Annotated in this window: 15 protein-coding genes, 8 tRNA genes and 1 rRNA gene; 19 read left to right on the top strand and 5 right to left on the bottom strand. The window is 38.9% G+C overall.

The annotated features are described in order from the left end of the window. From ACTQXY_RS02845 to ACTQXY_RS02780, 14 genes are all read left to right on the top strand, one after another. Positions 1 to 148: ribosomal RNA gene (locus tag ACTQXY_RS02845) — 23S ribosomal RNA — on the top strand; the annotation flags it as partial. Positions 149 to 234: 86 nt separating this feature from the next. Beyond that, positions 235 to 307: transfer RNA gene (locus tag ACTQXY_RS02840), tRNA-Asn, on the top strand. 5 nt (positions 308 to 312) lie between these two features. Beyond that, positions 313 to 384: transfer RNA gene (locus ACTQXY_RS02835), tRNA-Glu, on the top strand. 14 nt (positions 385 to 398) lie between these two features. Continuing rightward, positions 399 to 471, top strand: a tRNA-Thr gene (locus tag ACTQXY_RS02830). A gap of 50 nt (positions 472 to 521) precedes the next feature. Then, positions 522 to 595, top strand: a tRNA-Ile gene (locus ACTQXY_RS02825). 19 nt (positions 596 to 614) lie between these two features. Then, a tRNA-Asp gene (locus ACTQXY_RS02820) sits at positions 615 to 688 on the top strand. Between the two features lie 37 nt (positions 689 to 725). Beyond that, positions 726 to 798 (top strand) — tRNA-Val (locus ACTQXY_RS02815). Between the two features lie 25 nt (positions 799 to 823). Next, positions 824 to 910 (top strand) — tRNA-Leu (locus ACTQXY_RS02810). 4 nt (positions 911 to 914) lie between these two features. Beyond that, a tRNA-Arg gene (locus tag ACTQXY_RS02805) sits at positions 915 to 988 on the top strand. 183 nt (positions 989 to 1,171) lie between these two features. Continuing rightward, positions 1,172 to 1,873, top strand: coding sequence for a transglycosylase domain-containing protein (locus ACTQXY_RS02800; protein ID WP_441658187.1), 702 nt, complete (start codon positions 1,172 to 1,174; stop codon positions 1,871 to 1,873). Positions 1,874 to 1,889: 16 nt separating this feature from the next. Beyond that, positions 1,890 to 2,459, top strand: coding sequence for a glycerol-3-phosphate responsive antiterminator (locus ACTQXY_RS02795; protein WP_004614774.1), 570 nt, complete (start codon positions 1,890 to 1,892; stop codon positions 2,457 to 2,459). 102 nt (positions 2,460 to 2,561) lie between these two features. Next, the gene (locus tag ACTQXY_RS02790; protein ID WP_004614773.1) at positions 2,562 to 3,794 is read left to right on the top strand and encodes a 6-phosphofructokinase; all 1,233 of its coding nucleotides are present in this window, start codon (positions 2,562 to 2,564) and stop codon (positions 3,792 to 3,794) included. Positions 3,795 to 3,978: 184 nt separating this feature from the next. Beyond that, positions 3,979 to 5,382 carry a tetratricopeptide repeat protein gene (locus ACTQXY_RS02785; RefSeq protein ID WP_441658186.1) on the top strand — a complete coding sequence of 468 codons (1,404 nt, stop codon included), beginning with the start codon at positions 3,979 to 3,981 and terminating at the stop codon, positions 5,380 to 5,382. After that, positions 5,367 to 7,271 (top strand): hypothetical protein, encoded by a 1,905-nt coding sequence (locus ACTQXY_RS02780; protein WP_441658185.1) that lies wholly within the window; start codon positions 5,367 to 5,369, stop codon positions 7,269 to 7,271. The genes ACTQXY_RS02785 and ACTQXY_RS02780 overlap by 16 nt, the downstream gene beginning before the upstream one ends. A gap of 189 nt (positions 7,272 to 7,460) precedes the next feature. On the opposite strand, the gene ACTQXY_RS02775 is transcribed toward ACTQXY_RS02780, so the two are convergent. Further along, the gene (locus ACTQXY_RS02775) at positions 7,461 to 8,681 is read right to left on the bottom strand and encodes a diphosphate--fructose-6-phosphate 1-phosphotransferase (RefSeq protein WP_441658184.1); all 1,221 of its coding nucleotides are present in this window, start codon (positions 8,679 to 8,681) and stop codon (positions 7,461 to 7,463) included. 131 nt (positions 8,682 to 8,812) lie between these two features. On the opposite strand from ACTQXY_RS02775, the gene ACTQXY_RS02770 reads away from it, so the two are divergent. Next, the gene (locus ACTQXY_RS02770) at positions 8,813 to 9,829 is read left to right on the top strand and encodes a glycosyltransferase family 2 protein (RefSeq protein WP_022250496.1); all 1,017 of its coding nucleotides are present in this window, start codon (positions 8,813 to 8,815) and stop codon (positions 9,827 to 9,829) included. A 57-nt stretch (positions 9,830 to 9,886) separates the two neighbouring features. Further along, on the top strand, positions 9,887 to 10,492 hold the full coding sequence (gene rbr, locus ACTQXY_RS02765; RefSeq protein WP_004614768.1) for a rubrerythrin: 606 nt from the start codon (positions 9,887 to 9,889) through the stop codon (positions 10,490 to 10,492). 42 nt (positions 10,493 to 10,534) lie between these two features. Here rbr and ACTQXY_RS02760 read toward each other — a convergent pair whose 3' ends face one another. Next, positions 10,535 to 11,677 (bottom strand): DUF4317 family protein, encoded by a 1,143-nt coding sequence (locus ACTQXY_RS02760; RefSeq protein WP_441658183.1) that lies wholly within the window; start codon positions 11,675 to 11,677, stop codon positions 10,535 to 10,537. A 106-nt stretch (positions 11,678 to 11,783) separates the two neighbouring features. Between ACTQXY_RS02760 and ACTQXY_RS02755 the strand changes: the two genes are divergently transcribed. Next, positions 11,784 to 13,520, top strand: coding sequence for a S8 family serine peptidase (locus ACTQXY_RS02755; RefSeq protein ID WP_441658182.1), 1,737 nt, complete (start codon positions 11,784 to 11,786; stop codon positions 13,518 to 13,520). A gap of 46 nt (positions 13,521 to 13,566) precedes the next feature. Here the strand turns inward: ACTQXY_RS02755 and ACTQXY_RS02750 are convergent, their stop codons facing one another. The 3 genes from ACTQXY_RS02750 to ACTQXY_RS02740 are packed head-to-tail and all read right to left on the bottom strand — an operon-like array spanning position 13,567 to position 17,039. Beyond that, positions 13,567 to 15,588 (bottom strand): DUF6449 domain-containing protein, encoded by a 2,022-nt coding sequence (locus tag ACTQXY_RS02750; RefSeq protein WP_441658181.1) that lies wholly within the window; start codon positions 15,586 to 15,588, stop codon positions 13,567 to 13,569. Further along, complete coding sequence (locus tag ACTQXY_RS02745; protein WP_373206977.1) at positions 15,563 to 16,465, bottom strand: ABC transporter ATP-binding protein; 903 nt, start codon at positions 16,463 to 16,465, stop codon at positions 15,563 to 15,565. The genes ACTQXY_RS02750 and ACTQXY_RS02745 overlap by 26 nt, the downstream gene beginning before the upstream one ends. Before the next feature lie 22 nt (positions 16,466 to 16,487). After that, entirely contained in the window at positions 16,488 to 17,039 is a 552-nt protein-coding gene (locus ACTQXY_RS02740; protein WP_373206976.1) for a prolyl-tRNA synthetase associated domain-containing protein, read from the bottom strand. A gap of 169 nt (positions 17,040 to 17,208) precedes the next feature. Here ACTQXY_RS02740 and ACTQXY_RS02735 point away from each other — a divergent pair, with 169 nt between their 5' ends. Then, complete coding sequence (locus tag ACTQXY_RS02735; protein WP_441658180.1) at positions 17,209 to 18,942, top strand: ABC transporter transmembrane domain-containing protein; 1,734 nt, start codon at positions 17,209 to 17,211, stop codon at positions 18,940 to 18,942. Further along, entirely contained in the window at positions 18,935 to 20,671 is a 1,737-nt protein-coding gene (locus tag ACTQXY_RS02730) for an ABC transporter ATP-binding protein (protein ID WP_071143663.1), read from the top strand. Before ACTQXY_RS02735 ends, ACTQXY_RS02730 begins: the two co-directional genes overlap by 8 nt. The last annotated feature ends 38 nt before the right edge of the window (positions 20,672 to 20,709 follow it).

The raw sequence follows: 20,709 nt of genomic DNA, 5'->3' as shown, positions 1-20,709 counted from the left end.
ATCTAAGCGTGAAGCCCCCCTCAAGATGAGATATCCCATAACGTCAAGTTAGTAAGACCCCTTGAAGACGACAAGGTAGATAGGACAGAGGTGGAAGTGCAGTAATGTATGCAGCTGACTGTTACTAATCGGTCGAGGGCATAACCAAACAGGTGATAGGAAGAAGGATGAAGAGAGACTTATCAAAGTGGATTGTATGTGATTTTGAAGGTATATGAAAGTACCTAAAAATAATCCTCCTTAGCTCAGTCGGTAGAGCACTCGGCTGTTAACCGAGTTGTCGTTGGTTCGAGTCCAACAGGGGGAGTTTTTGGCTCCTTGGTCAAGCGGTTAAGACATCGCCCTTTCACGGCGGTAACACGGGTTCGATTCCCGTAGGAGTCACTTATTTATCATATGCCGATGTGGCTCAATTGGCAGAGCAGCTGATTTGTAATCAGCAGGTTATCGGTTCGAGTCCGATCATCGGCTTTTGCTTATGCAAAATAAGCGGTCTTTAGGTTATAAGACAAAAAAGATTTGGACCTTTAGCTCAGTTGGTTAGAGCAATCGGCTCATAACCGATCGGTCCTGGGTTCGAGTCCCTGAAGGTCCACTTTTTAAAAATGTATTTTGGCCCGGTGGCTCAGTTGGTTAGAGCGCCGCCCTGTCACGGCGGAGGTCGAGGGTTCGAGTCCCTTCCGGGTCGCTTGTATCAAAGCGATACATATAATTTAATATTTTATGGGATCATAGCTCAGCTGGGAGAGCACCTGCCTTACAAGCAGGGGGTCACAGGTTCGAGCCCTGTTGGTCCCATTGCCTAATTTCTATTAGGTAGAATGCCGCAGTGGCGGAACAGGCAGACGCACAGGACTTAAAATCCTGCGGGACTTATACTCCCGTACCGGTTCGATTCCGGTTTGCGGCATTGTGTGGGTGTAGCTCAGCTGGATAGAGCGTTTGGCTACGGACCAAAAGGTCGGGAGTTCGAATCTTCTCACCCACGCTTCGGCGTTAAGCCTTGAGAAAGTGCAAATTCTTTAACTTAAAGAGTTTGCACTATTTTTGTATTTGAGAAAATTTCTGAAATATAGCTGAAAGTACATACATAATAAGAAGAATTTAAGAATATCGCAAAACTATATTTTCATTTGTATGTTATAGTAGTAACATACGAGGAGGACGAAAGATGAAAGTAATAGGAAAAATTATAAAAGGACTGCTTGCTGTAGCTTTTATAATGATTGTATGCGTAAGTGGCATTTTTATTTACAAAGGCTACAATATGTATAAAAATGCTATAGAAGAAGTGAGTATCGAGGATAAGGTGAATGAAATAAGAGCGAAAGAGAATTATACAAAAATAGAAGAATTACCCGAGATATATCTTGAGGCTATTATTTCCGTGGAGGATCATCGATTTTATGAGCATTGGGGAGTGGATGTATTAGCTACTTTGAGAGCCGCGTATAATGATATTAGAGCAATGTCATTTGTGGAGGGAGGAAGTACGATTACACAGCAGCTTGCCAAAAATCTTTATTTTACTCAGGAAAAGAAAGTAGAGAGAAAAGTTGCGGAAGTTTTCATGGCAGTTGCATTGGAAAAAGAATATAGTAAAAAAGACATATTGGAATTGTATGTGAATTCTATTTATTTTGGTAATAATTATTATTGTGTAAGAGATGCAAGTATGGGATATTTTGGGAAAGAACCGGGAGAGATGACAGAATATGAGAGTACCTTGCTTGCCGGAATCCCGAATGCACCGTCAGTGTATGCGCTGACTGCTAATCCGGATCTCGCAGCACAAAGACAGAGACAAGTATTAGAAAAGATGATAAAATATAAATATCTGACATCAGAAGAGGCAGAAAAAATATTAGAGTAGACTTGGAGGATGATTTATGAATCAGCAATTTTATGATGCGATGGAGGAAAGCCCTGTTATTGCGGCGGTGAAAGATTTTGAAGGATTAGAAAAATGCTGTAGGATTGAGGAGATCAGAGTTGTTTTTATTCTTTTTGGAGATGTATGCAATATTGATGAGATTGTGAGAAAAGTGAGGGAAAAAGGGAAAATAGCGATGGTTCATATTGATTTGATCAGTGGACTTGGCTCGAAAGAGATTGCAGTGGATTTTATAAAAAAGCATACAGAGGCAAATGGAATTATTTCTACAAAGCCATTGTTGGTTAAGAGGGCAAAGGAATTGGGGTTATATACCATATTACGCTTTTTTATCATTGATTCTATGGCATTTGAAAATATAAGCAAACAATGCCATCTGGTAAAAGCTGATTTTATAGAGATTTTGCCAGGGGTCATGCCTAAAATCATAAAGAAAATATGTAAGATGGGGAATATTCCGGTTATCGCAGGTGGTTTGGTGATGGACAAGGAAGATGTTATGGCGGCATTATCTGCAGGAGCAATATCTGTTTCTACTACAAACCAAGATGTTTGGTTGATGTAATTGTCTAAAATATACAAAAATATAATTATATTTCTTTACAAATAGTTCAAAACACCCTAAAATAAAGATAACATGGTAATCTCAATATGGAGGTAAAGGAATATGAAGGGAAATGTAATTGTAGGACAATCGGGTGGACCTACCGCAGCAATCAATTCAAGTTTAGCGGGAGTGTATCGAACTGCAAAAGATCGTGGTGCAAAAAAAGTCTATGGAATGCTTCATGGGATTCAGGGACTTTTAAAGGAGCGGTACATTGATTTATCAGAGCATATCACAAATGAGCTGGATGTGGAGCTGCTCAAACGGACTCCGGCAGCATATTTGGGGTCGTGTCGTTATAAGCTTCCAGAAATTCATGAAAACAGAGATGTTTATGAGAAAATTTTTGAAATACTCAACAAATTGGAAATTGAAGCGTTTATCTATATTGGAGGAAATGATTCAATGGACACTATTAAAAAATTGTCGGATTACGCAATTGTAACTGGGCAGCCAACGAGATTTGTCGGATGTCCAAAGACAATTGATAATGATCTTGCTTTGACGGATCATACACCTGGATATGGGAGTGCGGCAAAATATATTGGAACTTCTGTAAAAGAAATCATAAGAGACGGATTTTGCTTAGAATATGAAAAAGGTGTTGTTACCATAGTTGAGATTATGGGAAGAAATGCAGGATGGCTTACAGGGGCAGCGGCACTTGCAAAGGGAGAGGATTGTCCGGGACCTGATTTAATCTATCTTCCAGAGTTAGCATTTGATCTTGAAAAATTTAGTACAAAAATAAAAAAACTGATGGAAAAGAAGATGTCTGTTGTAGTAGCGGTTTCTGAGGGAATCAAGCTTGAGGATGGGCGTTATGTATGTGAGCTTGGAACAGGTGTTGATTTTGTAGATGCATTTGGACATAAACAACTGACAGGAACAGCAAGCTATTTGGCAAATTTTGTTGCGGGCGAGGTAGGTTGTAAGACACGTGCGATTGAGTTGAGTACATTGCAAAGAGCAGCATCTCACCTTGCATCCCGTGTGGATATTTTGGAAGCATATCAGGTAGGTGGAGCGGCTGTAAAAGCAGCCGATGAAGGAGATTCAGGGAAAATGGTTGTCATTGAGCGATTTTCAGATGATCCATATCAAAGTGGAACGGAAGTAAAAGATGTACATAAAATAGCGAACGGAGAGAAATTAGTTCCAAGAAATTGGGTAAACCAAGAGGGAACATATGTTACAGAGGAGTTTATTACTTATGTAAAACCGTTGATTCAAGGGGATGTATCTCCTGTTATGGTAGATGGTATTCCAAGGCATTTGTATAGACCATTTTAGGTAAGAAGGGCGGAACAGAAGGAGTGGTATTTCTGTTCTGCTTTTATTTTCAAAAAATGCTTGCTTTTTGACAGAAAGTGGGCTAGTATAGATGCATATTCTAAAAGTTCTATAGATTTCTAAGGAGTTTAGTCGAGGCTCCGAGTTCCATGAATAAAAATTGAATAGAAGAGGAGGAGTGCATTTGGAAAGAGAATACGAGGTGATCCGTTTGATTCAGCAGAATGCTTCTTGCCATATTATTACGGACTGTGTTTTAGGAACAATGTTACCTGAATATCTGGAGAAGCATGGAATGATAGCAAAAGAGCAGCTATTTTCCTACTTATGTCAGATGATCAAACAGCTTGGATATTTACAAGATGTCAGAGATGCAAAGCCGTATCGCTATATCACTCCGTTTTGCATGATTATTAAGAAAAGTGGGGAGTTGATGTTGTTGGATCTCAATGCAAAAGGAAATCAGCATATCGTGAATCAAATGGGAAGAGGAGAAATTCGGGATGGATTTTTAAAAAAGGGAAATTCCTATGAGGCAATGTATTCAATTGGAAAAACGATGCAGTTTATTTTGGCAAAAGCAATCATAGAGCCAAAGCTTACAAAGCATGAAGAGAGTAAGTTGAAAAAAATCATTTCAAAATGTCTGTCAGACAACGTAAAACAACAATATCAAAAAATTTCTGAAATTCTTTTTGATTTTCCACAATTAAAATATAAAAAAACGAATAAAAACAAAAAAATAAAATGGATTATAGTTGGAATAATTGTGCTTTTGGGTGGCGGTGCGAGTATGTTTCTAAGTGATGAAATGGAGGAAAAGAGACCAGAAGCGATTATTGACCAGAAAAAGGTAGATTTCTTGGAGATTGGCAGAACTTATTTTTTAGAGATGGAGGACTATAGGAAGAGTATGCAAATGTTTGAATGTGCAGAAGATGAGATAGAGGCTGCGGAAAACTATAAGGAACTGTCGGCCTATATGCTTGGAGAGAGTCAAAAAAGTGAGGAGGAGATGGAGTCTGTATTATCAGAGATAGAAGAAGGTCAGAAAGGCGAGTTGGCAGAAAATAGAATGCTTTTTCGTGTGTGGGCAAAGATAGAAGGTACGGCCTCACTGGAAGCGAGAATCCGATTGGGGGAAAAGATATTATCGACATATGAAAAATGGAAAGAAAATGATGTGGATCAAAGGATAGAAAATGAAGTTCGGACCGTATTGGCGGAAGCATATGAAAAAACAGGAAAGGAAGAGTTGGCATTAGAACAGTATAGGAAGGTAAGTCAATGGAATCAAACAGAAGAACTCTATCGTTCTATGGTAAGAATTGCACAAGATATCGATGAACAAGAGGCGTTGCGGCTGTGTGAAGAGGGGATAGCGGCAAATCCCAAATCAAAAGAGCTTCGTCTTCAATTGATACAGATACAGTGTAAGGATAACGAGACAACAAAAGAGATGTGTGAGGAAAGTATAAGAAAAATATTGAAGGAATGTCCGGAATTAGCTGAGGAGGAAATGTTTCGAAAACTGCAGGAAGAATGTGGAATAAAGATTGAAGGAGAGGTTATATGGGTAGAAAAATAGGGAAAATTTTAATTGTTTTAGGTATGATATTTTTATTAAATGTGCTTGGCTCGCGGGCTGAAGAAAAGGTGCAGATGTATCAGATTTATTGTGAAGAGCCAAATGGGGAAAAAGGATATTACACAAAATCAGTCAAAGTAGAAATTGAACATTTAGATCAGGAATGCATTACAAAGTTTCAGCTGAGTTTCCCGGATGGGAAAGAGTTGACTGGGGAATTGGAGAAAGCGAAAGAAAAAATCGTGCTGGAGGAGAGTTTATTTGAGAAGGGAAACTATCATCTGATTGTATGGATGGAAAACAAGGAGGGAAAAATGGTGGAAGGCACCGAGCAGAAACGGGAAATCAAGATCGATAAGGAGGCACCGGCAGACCCAATTTCTTTTCAATATTCGAAACATGATGGTGAAGAACAGATTATTTCAAATGAGGAGATAACAGTGGAAATGACTGCTTCGGATGATACTTCAGGGATTCAGGGAATTTATTATCAAATAAATGAGGAAGAGTATCAGTTTTTAGAAGGAAATTGCGTAAGTGTTGTGATTCCGGTTGGATTTGAAGGGAATCTTTCTGCATATGCGATAGACGGAGCTGGAAACAAGGGAGAAGTAACCAAGTCCTCAAAAATTATTTGTGAAGATGAAATACCGGAAATTTTAATCAGAGCGTCAGAAGGGTTAGAAAAATGGTATAACAAACCATGTCTGATTCAGATTGACATAAGTGAACATGGAGTTGCATCAGGCATCAAACAGGTAATTTGTTCAGTAAATAATAAGGTTGTGCAAAATAGAGAGTATGAGTGTGGAGAAAAAGAGACAGAGAATGTAACAATCTCTGTTGATAAACTGTCTGAAATTGTGGTAGAGGTAAGCGATTGGGCGGGGAATTACACAAAGAAACGAGAAAAGATTTTATTTGATAATGAGAATCCGCAGCTGATTTTAGAGGGAGCAGAAGATTATTGTATAGCAGCCAATGATAAAATGCTTACATGTAAAGCAATTGATAATCAAAGAATAGTATCTGTGGGTGGTACGATTATCTGGAATGATGCCAATGGGAATAGGATACAAAAAAGAATAGAAAGTTGGGAAAAGGACGGAGCACAATATTTTGCGAAAGAGAATCTGACGGAGAGTGGAAAGTATAAAGTTTATCTGGAAGCCGTTGATCAGGCGGGGAACAGAAGTGAAAAAGAGATGCAGATTATTATGGATAAAGAGAATCCGCTGATACATAAAATAGAAGAATTAGAGGGAAAATATGTGCCATTTTTTGAATGGAAATATGACATTTCTGAAATTGTAGAGGATTTTACCACATATACTTATCGGATTAACATGGATGGAAGAATTTGTGAGCAAAACAAAAAATATACGCGCGAAGGAAAGCATTCATTGGAATTGATTGCGGAAGATTTGGTGGGAAATACATCGAGTATGGAAGTAGGATTCTTCATAGATCATACACCTCCGGAAATTCAAATCGATTGCTCAAAAGAGGAGAAGGAACTGGAGATTGTCCTGGGAGAGGAACATGATTTTTTAGATGCGGTCTTTATTAATGAAAAGAAACAACAAATAGGAGAGAATGAGAGAAAGTTTTCGCATATATTTGAGAAAAGTGGAAGTTATGAAGTCTTGGTATTTGCCAGAGATCTGGCAGGGAATCAGTCAGAGAAAAAAGTCACATTTGAGATAGAAGGAGAAAAGTCATTTTTTCAAAATTTGATACAACCTGAAAAGGAAATATTAGAAGAGAGAACAACAGAGAAGAGACAAAAAAGTTATGAGGCCCTGATGTGGATTCTTGTTATAATAGGAATTTCGGTGATTGGAATCAGATATAAAAAAACCTCCCAAAACAGGGAGGATGCCGGGTAACTGCTTTCGCAATTCCCGGCACGTATTATGAAAAAGTTTATTCAAATAGTATGTTAATACTTTAGATAATTGTTAAGTTCTTTTCTTTTGATACTGTTAGTATATTCTAGAAAAGTGAAGAAACAATGTTAAATAAGTAAAGTAATTTTGAAAGATAAATGAACAAATTATGAACGAAACATCTTTCTACTATTTACGGAATGCAAAGAGCGGAAGTCCATTTTCGGTTGGAACATCTACAGAGCCTTGAATTAATGGGGCTGCATAACGAATAAACTCATCAGTTACATCGGAACCATCTTTGGTGATCCAAGAGAGAGGAACAGCTTTTTCCTGATTACAGATGATATTGACATCCGCAGTAGAAAAAGAAAGTTCATAAGGGGAAGTGTTCGCCCTCACAAAAGAGATCATCTTTCCTGTCTCCCCATTCAATGCTGCATTTACGGCAAAAGCACCGGAGTGATCCGCTTCATCTAAATCTGTCTTAGAAAGGCAGGAAGAAGAGCAGCGCTGACTCACATTCAGCTCTACGGAACGCACTTTTACACCAAGCTTTTCTTTTATGAGATTCTCCAGGTATTTTCCGGAGCCTGTAAGCATCTTATGACCAAAGGTATCAACACCCACGTCGCTTGCAAATTCACAGATAAAAGTACCATTTCCATCATTGATTCCCTCGGAAACACATACAACAAGATTAGGGGTTGTCTCTAAAGCTTTTTTCACTTTTTCGAGAAATTCTTCCTGATTAAATGCAACTTCTGGAAGATAGATAAGCACCGGATTATCTCCCTCAAATTTTCTTGCAAGAGCACTTGCAGCAGTCAGCCATCCGGCATGACGTCCCATGATTTCTACAATTGTTACAGATTTTTTATTGTCGTATACAGATGCATCAATAGCGATTTCTCGTACTGTAGTCGCGACAAATTTTGCGGCGCTGCCAAATCCAGGTGTGTGATCAGTCTCAACCAAATCATTGTCAATTGTTTTAGGAACACCGATTACACGAATCGGACTTTGAATCTTGGCTGCGTAGCGAGAAAGCTTGCTGACAGTATCCATAGAGTCATTTCCACCAATATAAAAGAAATAACCGATATTGTAGTCTTCAAATTTTTGAAATAGTTCAGGATATACGGGATCATTTAAATCTTCAGGCAGCTTGTAGCGGCAAGACCCAAGGTAAGAACCAGGAGTAGTTCGGATGAGTTCTAAATCTCCGTTTTTCAGTAATGGGTGTATGTCCATAATCTGATTGTTTAGAAAACCTTCGATTCCATTTATCATACCATATACATGTTCTATCGCTTCCGGATGTTTGAAGCCTTCGGATACAACACCATACAGACTTCCATTTATCACTGCAGTAGGGCCTCCAGACTGACCGACGATCATATTTTTCATTTGCAATTCCTCCATTTATGTAATCTATATTTACTATAACGGAAATTCGTGGAATTTACAATATATGTGTTGGAAAATTGCCCAAAATGAATTATACTATTAAGAACGTAAAAGATTGGGAGGATTGAATCATGAAGTATATATCATTTGCGATTCCCTGCTATAATTCAGAAAGCTATATGGAACATGCAATAGAGTCGATTTTAAAAGGCGGCGAAGATGTAGAGATTATTATTGTAAATGATGGATCGATGGATGGAACATCAGAGATTGCAAAACAGTATGAAAGAAAGTATCCGACGATTGTAAAAGCAATCGATAAAGAAAACGGAGGACATGGAGATGCGGTAAATACAGGATTGAAGCATGCTACCGGACTTTATTTTAAAGTAGTGGACAGCGATGACTGGGTAGATGAAGGGGCATTGGAAAAGATTTTAAGTGTATTACACGAACTGGTTGAAAAGCAGACGTTAATTGATATGCTTGTCTCCAATTATGTGTATGAAAAAGTAGGAGCAAAACATAAGAAGGTGATTCATTACCGGAATGTGATGCCGCAAGATCGAATTATCACATGGAAAGAGATGGGACATTTCCGTCTCGCTCAATATATTTTGATGCATTCAGTCATTTATCGGACGGAGCTTTTGAAGATGTGTAAGCTGGAGCTGCCAAAACACACTTTTTATGTAGATAATATTTATGTTTATTATCCGTTGCCGCATGTGAAAACATTCTATTATCTGGATGTGAATTTTTATCGTTATTTCATTGGGCGGGAGGATCAGTCGGTAAATGAGAAAAACATGATCAAGCGCATTGACCAGCAGATATTTGTTACCAAAACAATGATTGATATGTATTCTCTAAGAAAAATTCCAAATAAAAAGCTTCGGAATTATATGACAAATTATTTGGCGATTATGATGACGGTTTCCTCTATTATATGTATTCGATCTAAGAGTCAGGAAAATCTTGATAAAAAGAAAGAACTGTGGGAATATCTGAAAAAGAAAGACCATCGAGTATATTGGAAGATAAGACATGGCATTTTGGGAGAGACTATTAACTTGCCGGGAAAATCAGGAAGAAAGATATCCTCTATGGCATATACAGTTGCAAATCAGATTATAGGTTTTAATTGATTCTCGGATAAGTGAAGCAATTTTGGATATACTTTTCAAGGAAAGGAAGTGGAAAGGATGGCGTCTCAGTTAAAGAACAGTAAAACAAAAGAAAACTTGATGAAAGCATTTGCAGGAGAAAGTCAGGCAAGAAATCGTTATACTTTTGCGGCAGAGGAAGCAAGAAAAGAGGGCTTGTATGCGGTGAGTCAAATATTTTTATTTACGGCAGAACAGGAGCGGGCTCATGCAGAGCGATTTTATGAATTGTTAAAAGAGATGGCAGGAGAAACGATTGAAATCTGTGGTGGATATCCGGTTGATAAGCAGGATTCGACTGAAGAACTACTTTATGCGGCACAGCACAATGAATATGAAGAGGCGGATGATGTGTATCAGTCTTTTGGTGACGTGGCAAAAGAAGAAGGATTTATGGAAGTTGCATCCGCTTTTTATCAGATTGCGAAAATAGAGAAGATTCATGGAGACAGATTCGGAAAACTGGCGGAACTGTTAAAGACAGGAGCATATTTTGAGTGTCAAGAAGGTGAAAAATGGATGTGCTTAAATTGTGGGCATATTCATAGTGGATTGAAAGTACCGGGAGTATGTCCCGTATGCAGACATGAAAGAGGTTATTTTATTCCTGTAAGCCTTGCACCATATCTGATGGAATGTGAATAATGACAGTATCCCGATAAGCGTTAAGGCTTATCGGGAGAATACTTATTCTACTGTGCCAATTGGCAAAGTGCGGACAGGAACACCGTTGACTTCTACCTGATCGTTGATTTCAATGACGAGGCATTGTTTTCCATCGATCATTTTTGTCTCCACAAGATCGGTGCGGTCTGGATTGACTTTGATGGAAACATCAGGTGTTTCAATACTGAATTTTCTGGTCTCAGCAATATTCGTTGCCAGAAAAGATGCTTTTTCGCCTGCTATGGTGTCAAAATTATTATCAAATATTTCAATTTTTTCATCTGCAACACCGCTTTTTGCAAGGAGGCGTTTTACTTCGGGTTTCGTAAGTACAGGCACTTCCGGAGCATCTTTGGTCTCTTCGATAATCTCATTTAAGTTATCATGAATATTTTTAACAACCGTATAATCGCACTCTTCGCCAAGTGTATTCATCACAACGGCATGGAAGGTATCTTTTTGACTGCCTGCTGACATTGGGAAGGTACATCCGAGAGCGTTTTCGATAAATTCAGGTTGTAAATCTTCTGGCTTTTTTGAGTAGTACAATACTCCATGAATATCAGTGCTTCTGTCATTGAATACAGGGAATAAGAATCCTTTTACCGGTGGTTCGACAATCCAGTCACGAATCCGGTTTTCGACATGGTTCGTCTCAGGATTGTAGCAAAGTCCTTCTTTGGAAAGGTGAACCGGACAGATACTGCAAAGCACATATTCAAAAACTTCATCTGAAGCATCGAACATCTCAGTTCCATCAGTAGATTTTCCTGGAATGTCATAGGCAACGTGGATGAGAATAATGTAGTAATTCTCTCCATAATTGTAATTTTCAATAATCTTTTGATAAAATTCTTCGATGAGCATATCATCTTGCAGTTTACTGTCGCGAAGCTGCAAAAGAAATTCCTGTGTTCCGCCGGAGAGTTCTTGTTCCAGTGGAAATTCCATGTTCAGCAGATTTTTTCCGATTGTTCCGGAAAGTGTCTGTTTAAAGATATTGAGATATTTGAAAATTTCTTCTTCCGGAAGGGACAAAAAGGCATCTTTCGTCTGTGATTTAATTTCTTTTTCCCCATCTACATAGCAGCCGCAGATTCGGGTGATAGAGCAGTCTTCGGGTTTGAACTGCTTTCTAAGTTCTAATACTTCTTTTTTATTCATAATGGATACTCCTCTTTTATCATAATACTGATGTAATATTAGCATATGAAAAAAAATTTTACAAATAAATTATCGGAATGAATATGTTAGTATGGGAGGTGAAAATATGGCAGACCAAAAAATAGAGAATTTGTTAAATCTGGCATTGAATGCTACAAGACGAGAACGGGAAAAATCGCTGGAATTAGATGTTGGATATAGCATAGATGACAGGGAATGGCAACTGATAGTGAAATATTCGGGGACATTGAATGAACTGCGGGAAATAGGAATTCAGGTGGTTGAATTGAGCAATGAATTTGCAATTTTAACAGTACCAGAGAGCTTGGTAGAACGTTTGGCTGATTTTCCACAGATTGAATATGTCGAAAAGCCGAAACGATTATTTTTTCAGGCAGCAAACGGGAGAAGAGTATCCTGTGTGCCACCAGTGCAGAACCCTCCATTTTCATTGTTTGGTTCAGGGGTTCTTGTTGCAATTATCGACTCAGGAATCGATTATACAAATCCGGATTTTCGCAATGACGACGGAACGACAAGAATACGTAATCTTTGGGATCAGACAATCATGGGAAATCCACCGGAAGGATATTTGATAGGGACAGAATTTACGAGAGAACAGATCGATGAAGCAATAAAGCAGCCGATAGTGCCGATGCGTATGCAAATTGTGCCGAGCGTGGATGTATCAGGTCATGGGACATCAGTAGCAGGAATTGCAGCTGGAAATGGAAGAGGAAGCAGAGGGAGAATTTATCGGGGAGTTGCGACACAGAGTGAACTTCTTGTGGTGAAACTTGGAAATCCGAGGGAAGAAGGATTCCCTCGCACAACAGAACTAATGCAGGCGATAGATTACGTAGTACGAAAAGCACTTTTTTATAAACAGCCGGTGGCAATTAATATCAGCTTTGGAAATACATATGGTTCTCATGACGGAACGAGCTTACTAGAACGATTTATAGAGGATATTGCGAATATATGGAAGAGTGTGATTTGTATTGGAACGGGAAATGAAGGAAGAAGTGCAGGGCACACAGCTGGAATTGTCAGGGAAAATGAAGAAACGGTTATCCAGCTTGCAGTGCAGGAGCAGGAACCCGCGCTAAATCTTCAAATTTGGAAAGCTTACTATGACATCATGGATATTTCTTTTGTATCACCGTCTGGGGAAAGAATAGGACCGATTCAGGAAGTGCTTGGAACACAGCGGTTTTCTGTGGGAAATACAGAACTTTTGCTCTATTATGGAGAACCAAGTCCATACAGCACTGCACAGGAAATCTATGTTGATTTTCTACCGAAAGAGGTATATATCAACAGTGGCATTTGGGAGATTGTGTTGACACCGAGAAAGATTATATCAGGAAATTATGCGATGTGGCTCCCGAGTGAAAATGTATTGAATCCGGGAACAGCATTTTTATTCCCGACGGAGACCGGAACACTCACGATACCATCCACAGCTTCGCGTACAATTGGTGTGGGGGCATACGATGCACTTACTTTTTCCTATGCGGATTTCTCAGGACGCGGACAAAGGGGGGCAGGGAGATTATCAAAGCCGGATATTGTTGCGCCAGGTGTGAATGTTACAGCACCGACGACTAGTGGCACATATGCAAGCTTCAGTGGGACATCATTTGCCACACCGTTTGTAACCGGAGGAGCGGCGCTTATGATGGAGTGGGGAATCATTAAGGAAAATGATCCGTATTTATATGGAGAAAAGGTAAAGGCATATATGCAAAGGGGAGCGAGACCGCTGCCTGGATTCACAGAGTATCCGAATCCGCAGGTGGGATATGGAGCACTGTGCGTAAGAGACAGTATTCCGATATAAGAAAAGTCTCTCTTACATCAGGGCTGATGCGTAAGAGACTTTTCTCTTAATTAAGAAGATCTTTGAGACAATCTGGAATTTGTTCGGAGTTCAGATAAAATAGATTGGAAGAACTATAAATGCTGCTTTTAAATGTTACAATAAATTCAATCGGTTTTTTATAGAAATAGTAGGGAACCCATGTGAGTTTTGGAAGAATCTTTGCAATGTCTTCCGGAGTATTGAAAACAATATTTTTTTGATTGTCTTGATTCGTTGCTTCAATGCGTTGCACATTATCTAACTCTATTTTTGTTGGAAGGTCATAGCCAAGTTCTTTTAAATAGTCATATGTGTTTGTAAAACTGCAAAAAAGTGGTCGCATGTATGTATCAGACGAATTCTTCGGAGCAAAATTAATAGTTCCGCTTGGAAATTGACTGGTCAAATCAAAATAGCTGGCATTGACCAGATCTTTTTGATAAATATCCAACAACGTCTTCATTTGAGCAGCTGAAATATTCAGTTTACTCGTGGATTGGTAAATATCAGTTACCTCCGCATATTGAAAGTCTAAAGAAGAATACAAATTAGTCTGAAACAATGCTTCTTTATATTGTTGATTGTTTAGAAGGTATTTGGCACAGTTTTGCGCATCAGTTTTGTTAATCAGATACATTCTGTAAACACTTCGCCCATTTTTTAAGTTGTATTTCAAATTTACATATTGAGCAGTTTCGTCCGTCATATCAAATGTGGCTGCCCCTTTTTGAGCGAGCTGATAAACTGGATCAAAGTCTTTTAGTGCAGAAGAATCTAAAAAGTCTTTGATTGACTGGACATTGGTAGGAATTGGATAATTAAAACGAGTATTAAAATCTTCCATGTAAATTGCGATGCTCTCGATCTCATTTTTTTTCGGAATGTAGTTATCATATTTGAACAAATCAAATTTGTAGATTGCAGTGATTCCGAATGCAAGACTCACAGAAAGCAATAAAGCCCCCTTTTTGGCAAATAAATGTTTTAAGTCCATTGTATAAATAAATTCAATTACAATTGCAAAAATAAATGTGCATAATATAGCAAGTATAAAAATTACGATATTGTTGGAAGCTTGATTCGCTAAACTATCAAGATAAAATGCAGCGCAGATTCCAAGCGGAATGCTCAATAATATTTTCAGTACAGATTCTGCTTTTGGGAAAGCGATTGGCTTCCCAGCAGTTTCTGTAGGGCGCAATCGATACAAAAAAATCCCAAGCAGTAAAAATACGACTGTTCCAATCACTGAAAAAAGAATTAACTTGTACGGAACTGTCTGGTTAGACATTTGGTTTAACGTGGAAATATACGCTAACAAAGGAGAAGAAAGCCCGTCGCTTCCATCAGTTGTTATATAAAGTGATTTGAACCAACTAAACCAATAAGCGTCAACTTTCAAAAAATATGTAGAGAAAAAGCGTATCGCCAATAATCGGAAAAGTGCAATAATAAGAGTTCCGTATGAAAAAAGGCTAAGTGTGACAATGAGTCCAATCAATAATTTCCCTGTCATAATCATAGAAAAAACGGTAAGTGTATATAAGAATAAGAAAAACAAAACATGTATTCCAAATGCAGCAAAACTTACTTTTAATAATTCTAAGGACATGTATCCCTGAAAGGAAATACTTAGCATGCTGACTAACAGATTTAGCGTAAATGGAATCAGAAAAATAAGAAATCCACTTACAAATTGGATAAAAAATAGTCTCTCACGTCGGATTGGCAAACTGTGTATAAGATTTAGTTTTTCTTTGGAATGCAGATAATAGAAACCAGACACCCCACAAAGGATTGCAAATAAAATCACACAAAAGACAACAGCGTTATTATTAAATCCCATGAAATTAAATAACCAAAATTTAAAATCTTTCATGGTAAAGCCCGGAGAAACAGTGTTTATCCAATTTTTCTTTTCATTGATCCCGATAATAAGCATCAGAGGCTGAAATAAAAATGTTACGGTGGAAAGAATTGCAATCAGCCAAGTCCTTTGGCGCAAATCTTCTTTTATAAATTTAATACATGAAATTTTTGATGTCATATCCGGCAGCCTCCGTTTCGCTAATAAAGATTTCTTCTAATGAAAGGGGTAATACCTCAGCAAAAAGAGGCGATTTTGTATTGACCCTTTCTAAAATTTCCTCACGAGTTCCGCGTGCAACGATGGTAGTCAGTGAACCACGTTTTTCGCGGTGCAGAATTTCTAACTGTCTGAGAAGTTCTTCTTCTGCGACAGGATCTTCAATCACGCACTGCAGGCGGTGTACATGGAATTTCAAGTCTTCTAAATCTTGAGATAAAAGTATTCCGCCTTTGTGTAAAAGTCCGATATGATCACAGATATCTTCCAGTTCTCTCAGATTGTGTGAGGAGATGACCGGCGTGAAATTTCTATTTAAAAGTTCAGCTGCAAAAATACCTTTTACAGACTGGCGAACAACAGGGTCTAAACCGTCGAACGTCTCGTCACAGAAAAGATATTTTGTGTTTGCACAGATGCCGAGCAAAATAGAGACTTGTTTTTTCATTCCTTTTGAAAAATCGCTGATTTTTTCCTGAATATCTATATGGAATTGTCTGGCAAGCTCTTCAAAACGGATCGTATCAAATTGTGAGTAAGCAAGGCTGTAGTAATGCGCCATAGTATGAGGAGTCGCATTTGGGAAAAAATATGGATTATCGGATAAAAAACAAATATCTGCTTTTGTAAGTTCGTTTTCAAATACAGGATGGTCATCGATGATGACAGTTCCGGAATCAGGCTTTAGAATACCGCTTAATATTTTTAAAAAGGTACTTTTGCCCGCGCCATTTGTCCCAAGCAGACCGAAAATGTGTTCATCGTGAATGGAAGCGGTTATGTGATCAAGTGCCATTTTCTTACCATATGACTTACTTAGACTGTCAACCTGAATCATTGTGTTTCCTCCTAGAAAGCTGTTACAATTTTACGTATCTTGGACGGTGTCCGGTATATTTTAGAAATTTTTTGATAATATCATCCATTTTGATCTTGAGACTGGAAGTATTGATACATGGGTGGCATCCGATATATTCATCATTCATTAAGTCCTTGTCAATCAAAAGGTCTACGTACCAGTCTTTGTCGTTCATCAGTCCGAGAACACTTACGGATCCAGGAGTGATATTCAGAAATTTTTCCATATATTCTGGCTCGGCAAAAGAAAGTCTTGAGATGCCAAGCTGCTTCGAAAGATCTTTCGTCATGAATTTTTTGTCTCCCGGTATCAATAACAGGAAAAAGGTTGTTTTTTGCTGATTGCGCAGGAATAGATTCTTGCACATTGTAACCCCAAGGGCTTCGTCAACAGCAGCACATTCTTCCATTGTGCCGGCAACATCGTGGTCTACTCCTTCATATGGGATTTTTAGTTTATCTAATAGCTCATATACTGCCATCTCTTTTGGCAGACGGTTTCCGTCTGTCGGGGCAGAAGTAAAATGTTTTTCGCTGATATGTATTTCACTCATAAAAATAGTTCCTTTCTTGTATAGAGTTCTTTCTATGGCTAAGTATAATGGAAAGTGAAACAAATAACAAGCTAGAATTGACAAGTTTATGTACATGGTATTATATTAAATTTTGTAATTAATAGAAGAAAAACAGGAAGAAAACAAATTGCGGGAGAGAAATAAAAGCATGAGAAAATTACTTCGTTATTTGAAACATTATAAAAAAGAAAGTATTATCGGACCATTGTTTAAACTGCTGGAAGCGTGCTTTGAATTGATTGTGCCGCTTGTTATGGCAAATATTATTGATATTGGGATCAAGAATCAGGATATGCCTTATATCTGGAAAATGGGAGCGGTGCTTGTTCTTTTTGGAGTACTTGGACTTGCCTGCTCTTTGACGGCACAGTACTTTGCGGCAAAGGCAGCAGTCGGGTTTGGAACAGAATTACGCCATGATCTGTTTGCGCATATCAATTCGTTATCCTATGCGGAGATTGATCAGGCGGGAAGCGCGACGCTTGTGACGAGGATGACCAGCGATATCAATCAGGTACAGTCCGGTGTGAATCTGGTATTGCGTCTGTTTTTACGATCTCCGTTTATTGTGGTGGGAGCAATGATCATGGCTTTTACAATCAGTGTGAAAGCTGCCCTGATTTTTGTGGTGGCAGTACCGCTTCTTGCAGTTGTGATCTATGGAATTATGATGATCACGATTCCGTTATATAAAAAAGTGCAGCGCAGGCTGGATGGAATACTTTTATCTACGAGAGAGAACCTTTCCGGAATACGTGTTGTAAGGGCGTTCTGTACACAGAAACGGGAAATCGAAACATTTGCAGAGGAAAACAGCAGTTTGCTCGATGTTCAGATACTGGTAGGAAAACTTTCGGCACTTTTAAATCCAGCGACTTACATTATTGTAAATGTGGCAACAATTGCAATTGTCTGGTTTGGTGGAAAGCAGGTGTATATTGGAAATATTTCACAGGGAGAAGTGATTGCGCTTGTCAATTATATGTCTCAGATTCTTCTAGCGCTTATTGCATTGGCTAATTTGATCGTATCTTTCACAAAAGCGCTTGCATCAGCGTCTCGTATTAATGAAGTGTTTGAATTGACGTCAGATATTGTCGATGGAGAATATGATAGAGAGGAATCAAATAAAGAGAATATGGTGATCTTTGATGAGGTCGGTATGTCTTATTCCGGTGCAGAAGAAGCGATATCAAATATCAGTTTCGTTGTAAAAAGGGGAGAGACAGTCGGTGTGATCGGAGGAACCGGATCCGGGAAATCGACGTTGGTCAATCTGATCCCTCGATTTTATGATGTTACGAAAGGACAGATATTGGTAAATGGAGAAAATGTGAAAAACTATAAGCTTGAGACGCTTCGAAAGAAAATAGGTGTTGTTCCGCAAAAAGCAGTATTGTTTCGTGGAACCATTCGCGACAATATGAAAATGGGAAATGAAAATGCAACAGACGAGATGATTTACAGAGCATTGGAAACGGCACAGGCTCTGGAAGTGGTAGAGAAAAAGAAAGAAGGACTGGATGCCAAAATCAGCCAGAACGGAAAGAATCTGTCAGGAGGACAAAAACAGAGGCTTACCATTGCAAGAGCACTTGTGAAAAATCCAGAGATATTGATTTTGGATGACAGCGCATCTGCACTTGATTTTGCGACAGATGCGAGGCTGCGTAAAGCGATTGCAGAAAATACAGATCAGATGACGGTATTTATCGTGTCCCAGAGAGCCTCATCGATCATGCAGGCGGATAAAATCATTGTATTGGATGACGGCAAAATGGCAGGAATCGGAACACATCAGGAATTGCTTCGGACCTGTGAAGTTTATCAGGAAATTTGCAGTTCGCAATTCTCAAAAGAGGAGGTGGGACATCATGCGTAAACATCATGGAACGATTAAGAGAGTCGGAAAGCTTTTGCTGCCGTATCTGCATTATCTGATATTATCGTTGGTTTTTGCTGTGATCACAGTGGGCTTTACTTTGTATGCACCGATTTTAATTGGGGATGCGGTAGATTTTATTGTAGGAAAGGGGCAGGTCGATTTTGGGAAAATTCTGCAAATACTTGTGAAACTTGCAGTTATCATTGGAGTGACAAGCATGGCACAATGGCTGATGAATCTGTGCAATAATCAGATTACGTACCGGGTGGTAAAGGATGTGCGTATGAATGCATTTGAACATCTGCAAAAACTTCCTTTGAAATATGTAGACAGTCACCCATACGGAGAGACGATCAGCAGAATCATCACAGATGTAGAGCAATTTTCAGATGGACTTTTGATGGGATTTTCACAGCTGTTTACAGGTGTTGTGACAATTGCCGGGACATTGGCATTTATGCTTTCTATCAATGTCAAGATTTCGCTCATTGTTATTTTCATCACACCATTGTCATTGTTTGTCGCAAGTTTTGTTGCAAAAAAGACGTATAACATGTTTAAAATACAGTCTGAAACGCGGGCACAGATGACATCTCTCGTGGATGAGATGGTGGGAAATCAAAAAGTTGTGCAGGCATTTGGGTATGGAAAACGTTCATTAGAACGGTTTGATACAATTAACGAGGAACTAAAAACATGCAGTATCCGCGCCATTTTCTTTTCTTCCATCACGAATCCAAGCACAAGGTTTGTGAATGGGCTTGTATATTCGGGTGTGGGAATTTTTGGAGCCGTTTTGGCGATGCAGGGCGTGATCACGGTTGGACAGTTGTCTTGTTTTCTCACCTATGCCAATCAATATACAAAACCATTCAATGAGATATCGAGTGTGCTCACAGAGATCCAGAATGCATTTGCGTGTGCGAAAAGAGTGTTTGATTTTATAGATGAAGAGGTAGAAACGAAAGACAAAGAAGGCGCACTGATTTTGCAGCAGACAGATGGAAGTATGGAATTGCAGCATATTTCGTTTTCTTACCGAAAGGATACACCGTTGTTGAAAGATCTGAATCTACATGTAAAACAGGGACAAAAGGTTGCGATTGTAGGTCCGACAGGATGTGGAAAAACAACCTTGATCAATTTGTTGATGCGGTTCTATGATATCGATGCGGGGAAAATCTATGTGAGTGGACATGATGTGAAAGAGATTACAAAAGACAGCCTGCGTGCAAATTTTGGAATGGTATTGCAGGACACCTGGCTGAAATCAGGAACAATCGCTGAAAATATTGCATATGGAAAACCCGAAGCTACGAGAGCAGAGATTATTGAGGCTGCAAAGGCAGCGCATGCACATGGATTTATCAAGCGCATGTCCGATGGGTACGATACAGTCATCTCGGAAGATGGAGGGAATCTGTCACAGGGACAGAAACAGCTTCTGTGTATTGCCAGAGTGATGCTGAAACTTCCACCGATCTTGATACTGGATGAGGCGACATCGTCAATTGATACGAGAACTGAGATTAAGATTCAGGAAGCATTTCAGAAAATGATGGAGGGGAGAACGAGTTTTATTGTGGCACATCGTCTGTCAACAATAAAAGAGGCAGATATCATTTTAGTGATGAAGGATGGCAATATTGTAGAACAGGGCAACCACGAGGAGTTACTTGCAAGAAACGGTTTCTATGCAAAATTATATCAAAGTCAGTTTGCATAGTATAAAACACAAAAAAGCGGACATACTGTAAAAAAAGA

Source organism: Faecalimonas sp. LCP19S3_D12, from assembly GCF_052121495.1.
Classification (GTDB): Bacteria; Bacillota; Clostridia; order Lachnospirales; family Lachnospiraceae; genus Faecalimonas.
Note: the sequence above shows the minus strand (reverse complement) of the source record. Positions and strands in the feature narration are given on the sequence as shown.

Bases quoted from the DNA above. Each gene is read 5' to 3' on its own strand.
- ACTQXY_RS02760 (WP_441658183.1), bottom strand. From the start codon at position 11,677: ATGAATAAAAAAGAAGTATTAGAACTTAGAAAGCAGTTCAAACCCGAA.
- rbr (WP_004614768.1), top strand. From the start codon at position 9,887: ATGGCGTCTCAGTTAAAGAACAGTAAAACAAAAGAAAACTTGATGAAA.
- ACTQXY_RS02730 (WP_071143663.1), top strand. From the start codon at position 18,935: ATGCGTAAACATCATGGAACGATTAAGAGAGTCGGAAAGCTTTTGCTG.
- ACTQXY_RS02790 (WP_004614773.1), top strand. From the start codon at position 2,562: ATGAAGGGAAATGTAATTGTAGGACAATCGGGTGGACCTACCGCAGCA.
- ACTQXY_RS02750 (WP_441658181.1), bottom strand. From the start codon at position 15,588: ATGACATCAAAAATTTCATGTATTAAATTTATAAAAGAAGATTTGCGC.
- ACTQXY_RS02740 (WP_373206976.1), bottom strand. From the start codon at position 17,039: ATGAGTGAAATACATATCAGCGAAAAACATTTTACTTCTGCCCCGACA.
- ACTQXY_RS02745 (WP_373206977.1), bottom strand. From the start codon at position 16,465: ATGATTCAGGTTGACAGTCTAAGTAAGTCATATGGTAAGAAAATGGCA.
- ACTQXY_RS02775 (WP_441658184.1), bottom strand. From the start codon at position 8,681: ATGAAAAATATGATCGTCGGTCAGTCTGGAGGCCCTACTGCAGTGATA.
- ACTQXY_RS02755 (WP_441658182.1), top strand. From the start codon at position 11,784: ATGGCAGACCAAAAAATAGAGAATTTGTTAAATCTGGCATTGAATGCT.
- ACTQXY_RS02800 (WP_441658187.1), top strand. From the start codon at position 1,172: ATGAAAGTAATAGGAAAAATTATAAAAGGACTGCTTGCTGTAGCTTTT.
- ACTQXY_RS02735 (WP_441658180.1), top strand. From the start codon at position 17,209: ATGAGAAAATTACTTCGTTATTTGAAACATTATAAAAAAGAAAGTATT.
- ACTQXY_RS02770 (WP_022250496.1), top strand. From the start codon at position 8,813: ATGAAGTATATATCATTTGCGATTCCCTGCTATAATTCAGAAAGCTAT.
- ACTQXY_RS02780 (WP_441658185.1), top strand. From the start codon at position 5,367: ATGGGTAGAAAAATAGGGAAAATTTTAATTGTTTTAGGTATGATATTT.
- ACTQXY_RS02795 (WP_004614774.1), top strand. From the start codon at position 1,890: ATGAATCAGCAATTTTATGATGCGATGGAGGAAAGCCCTGTTATTGCG.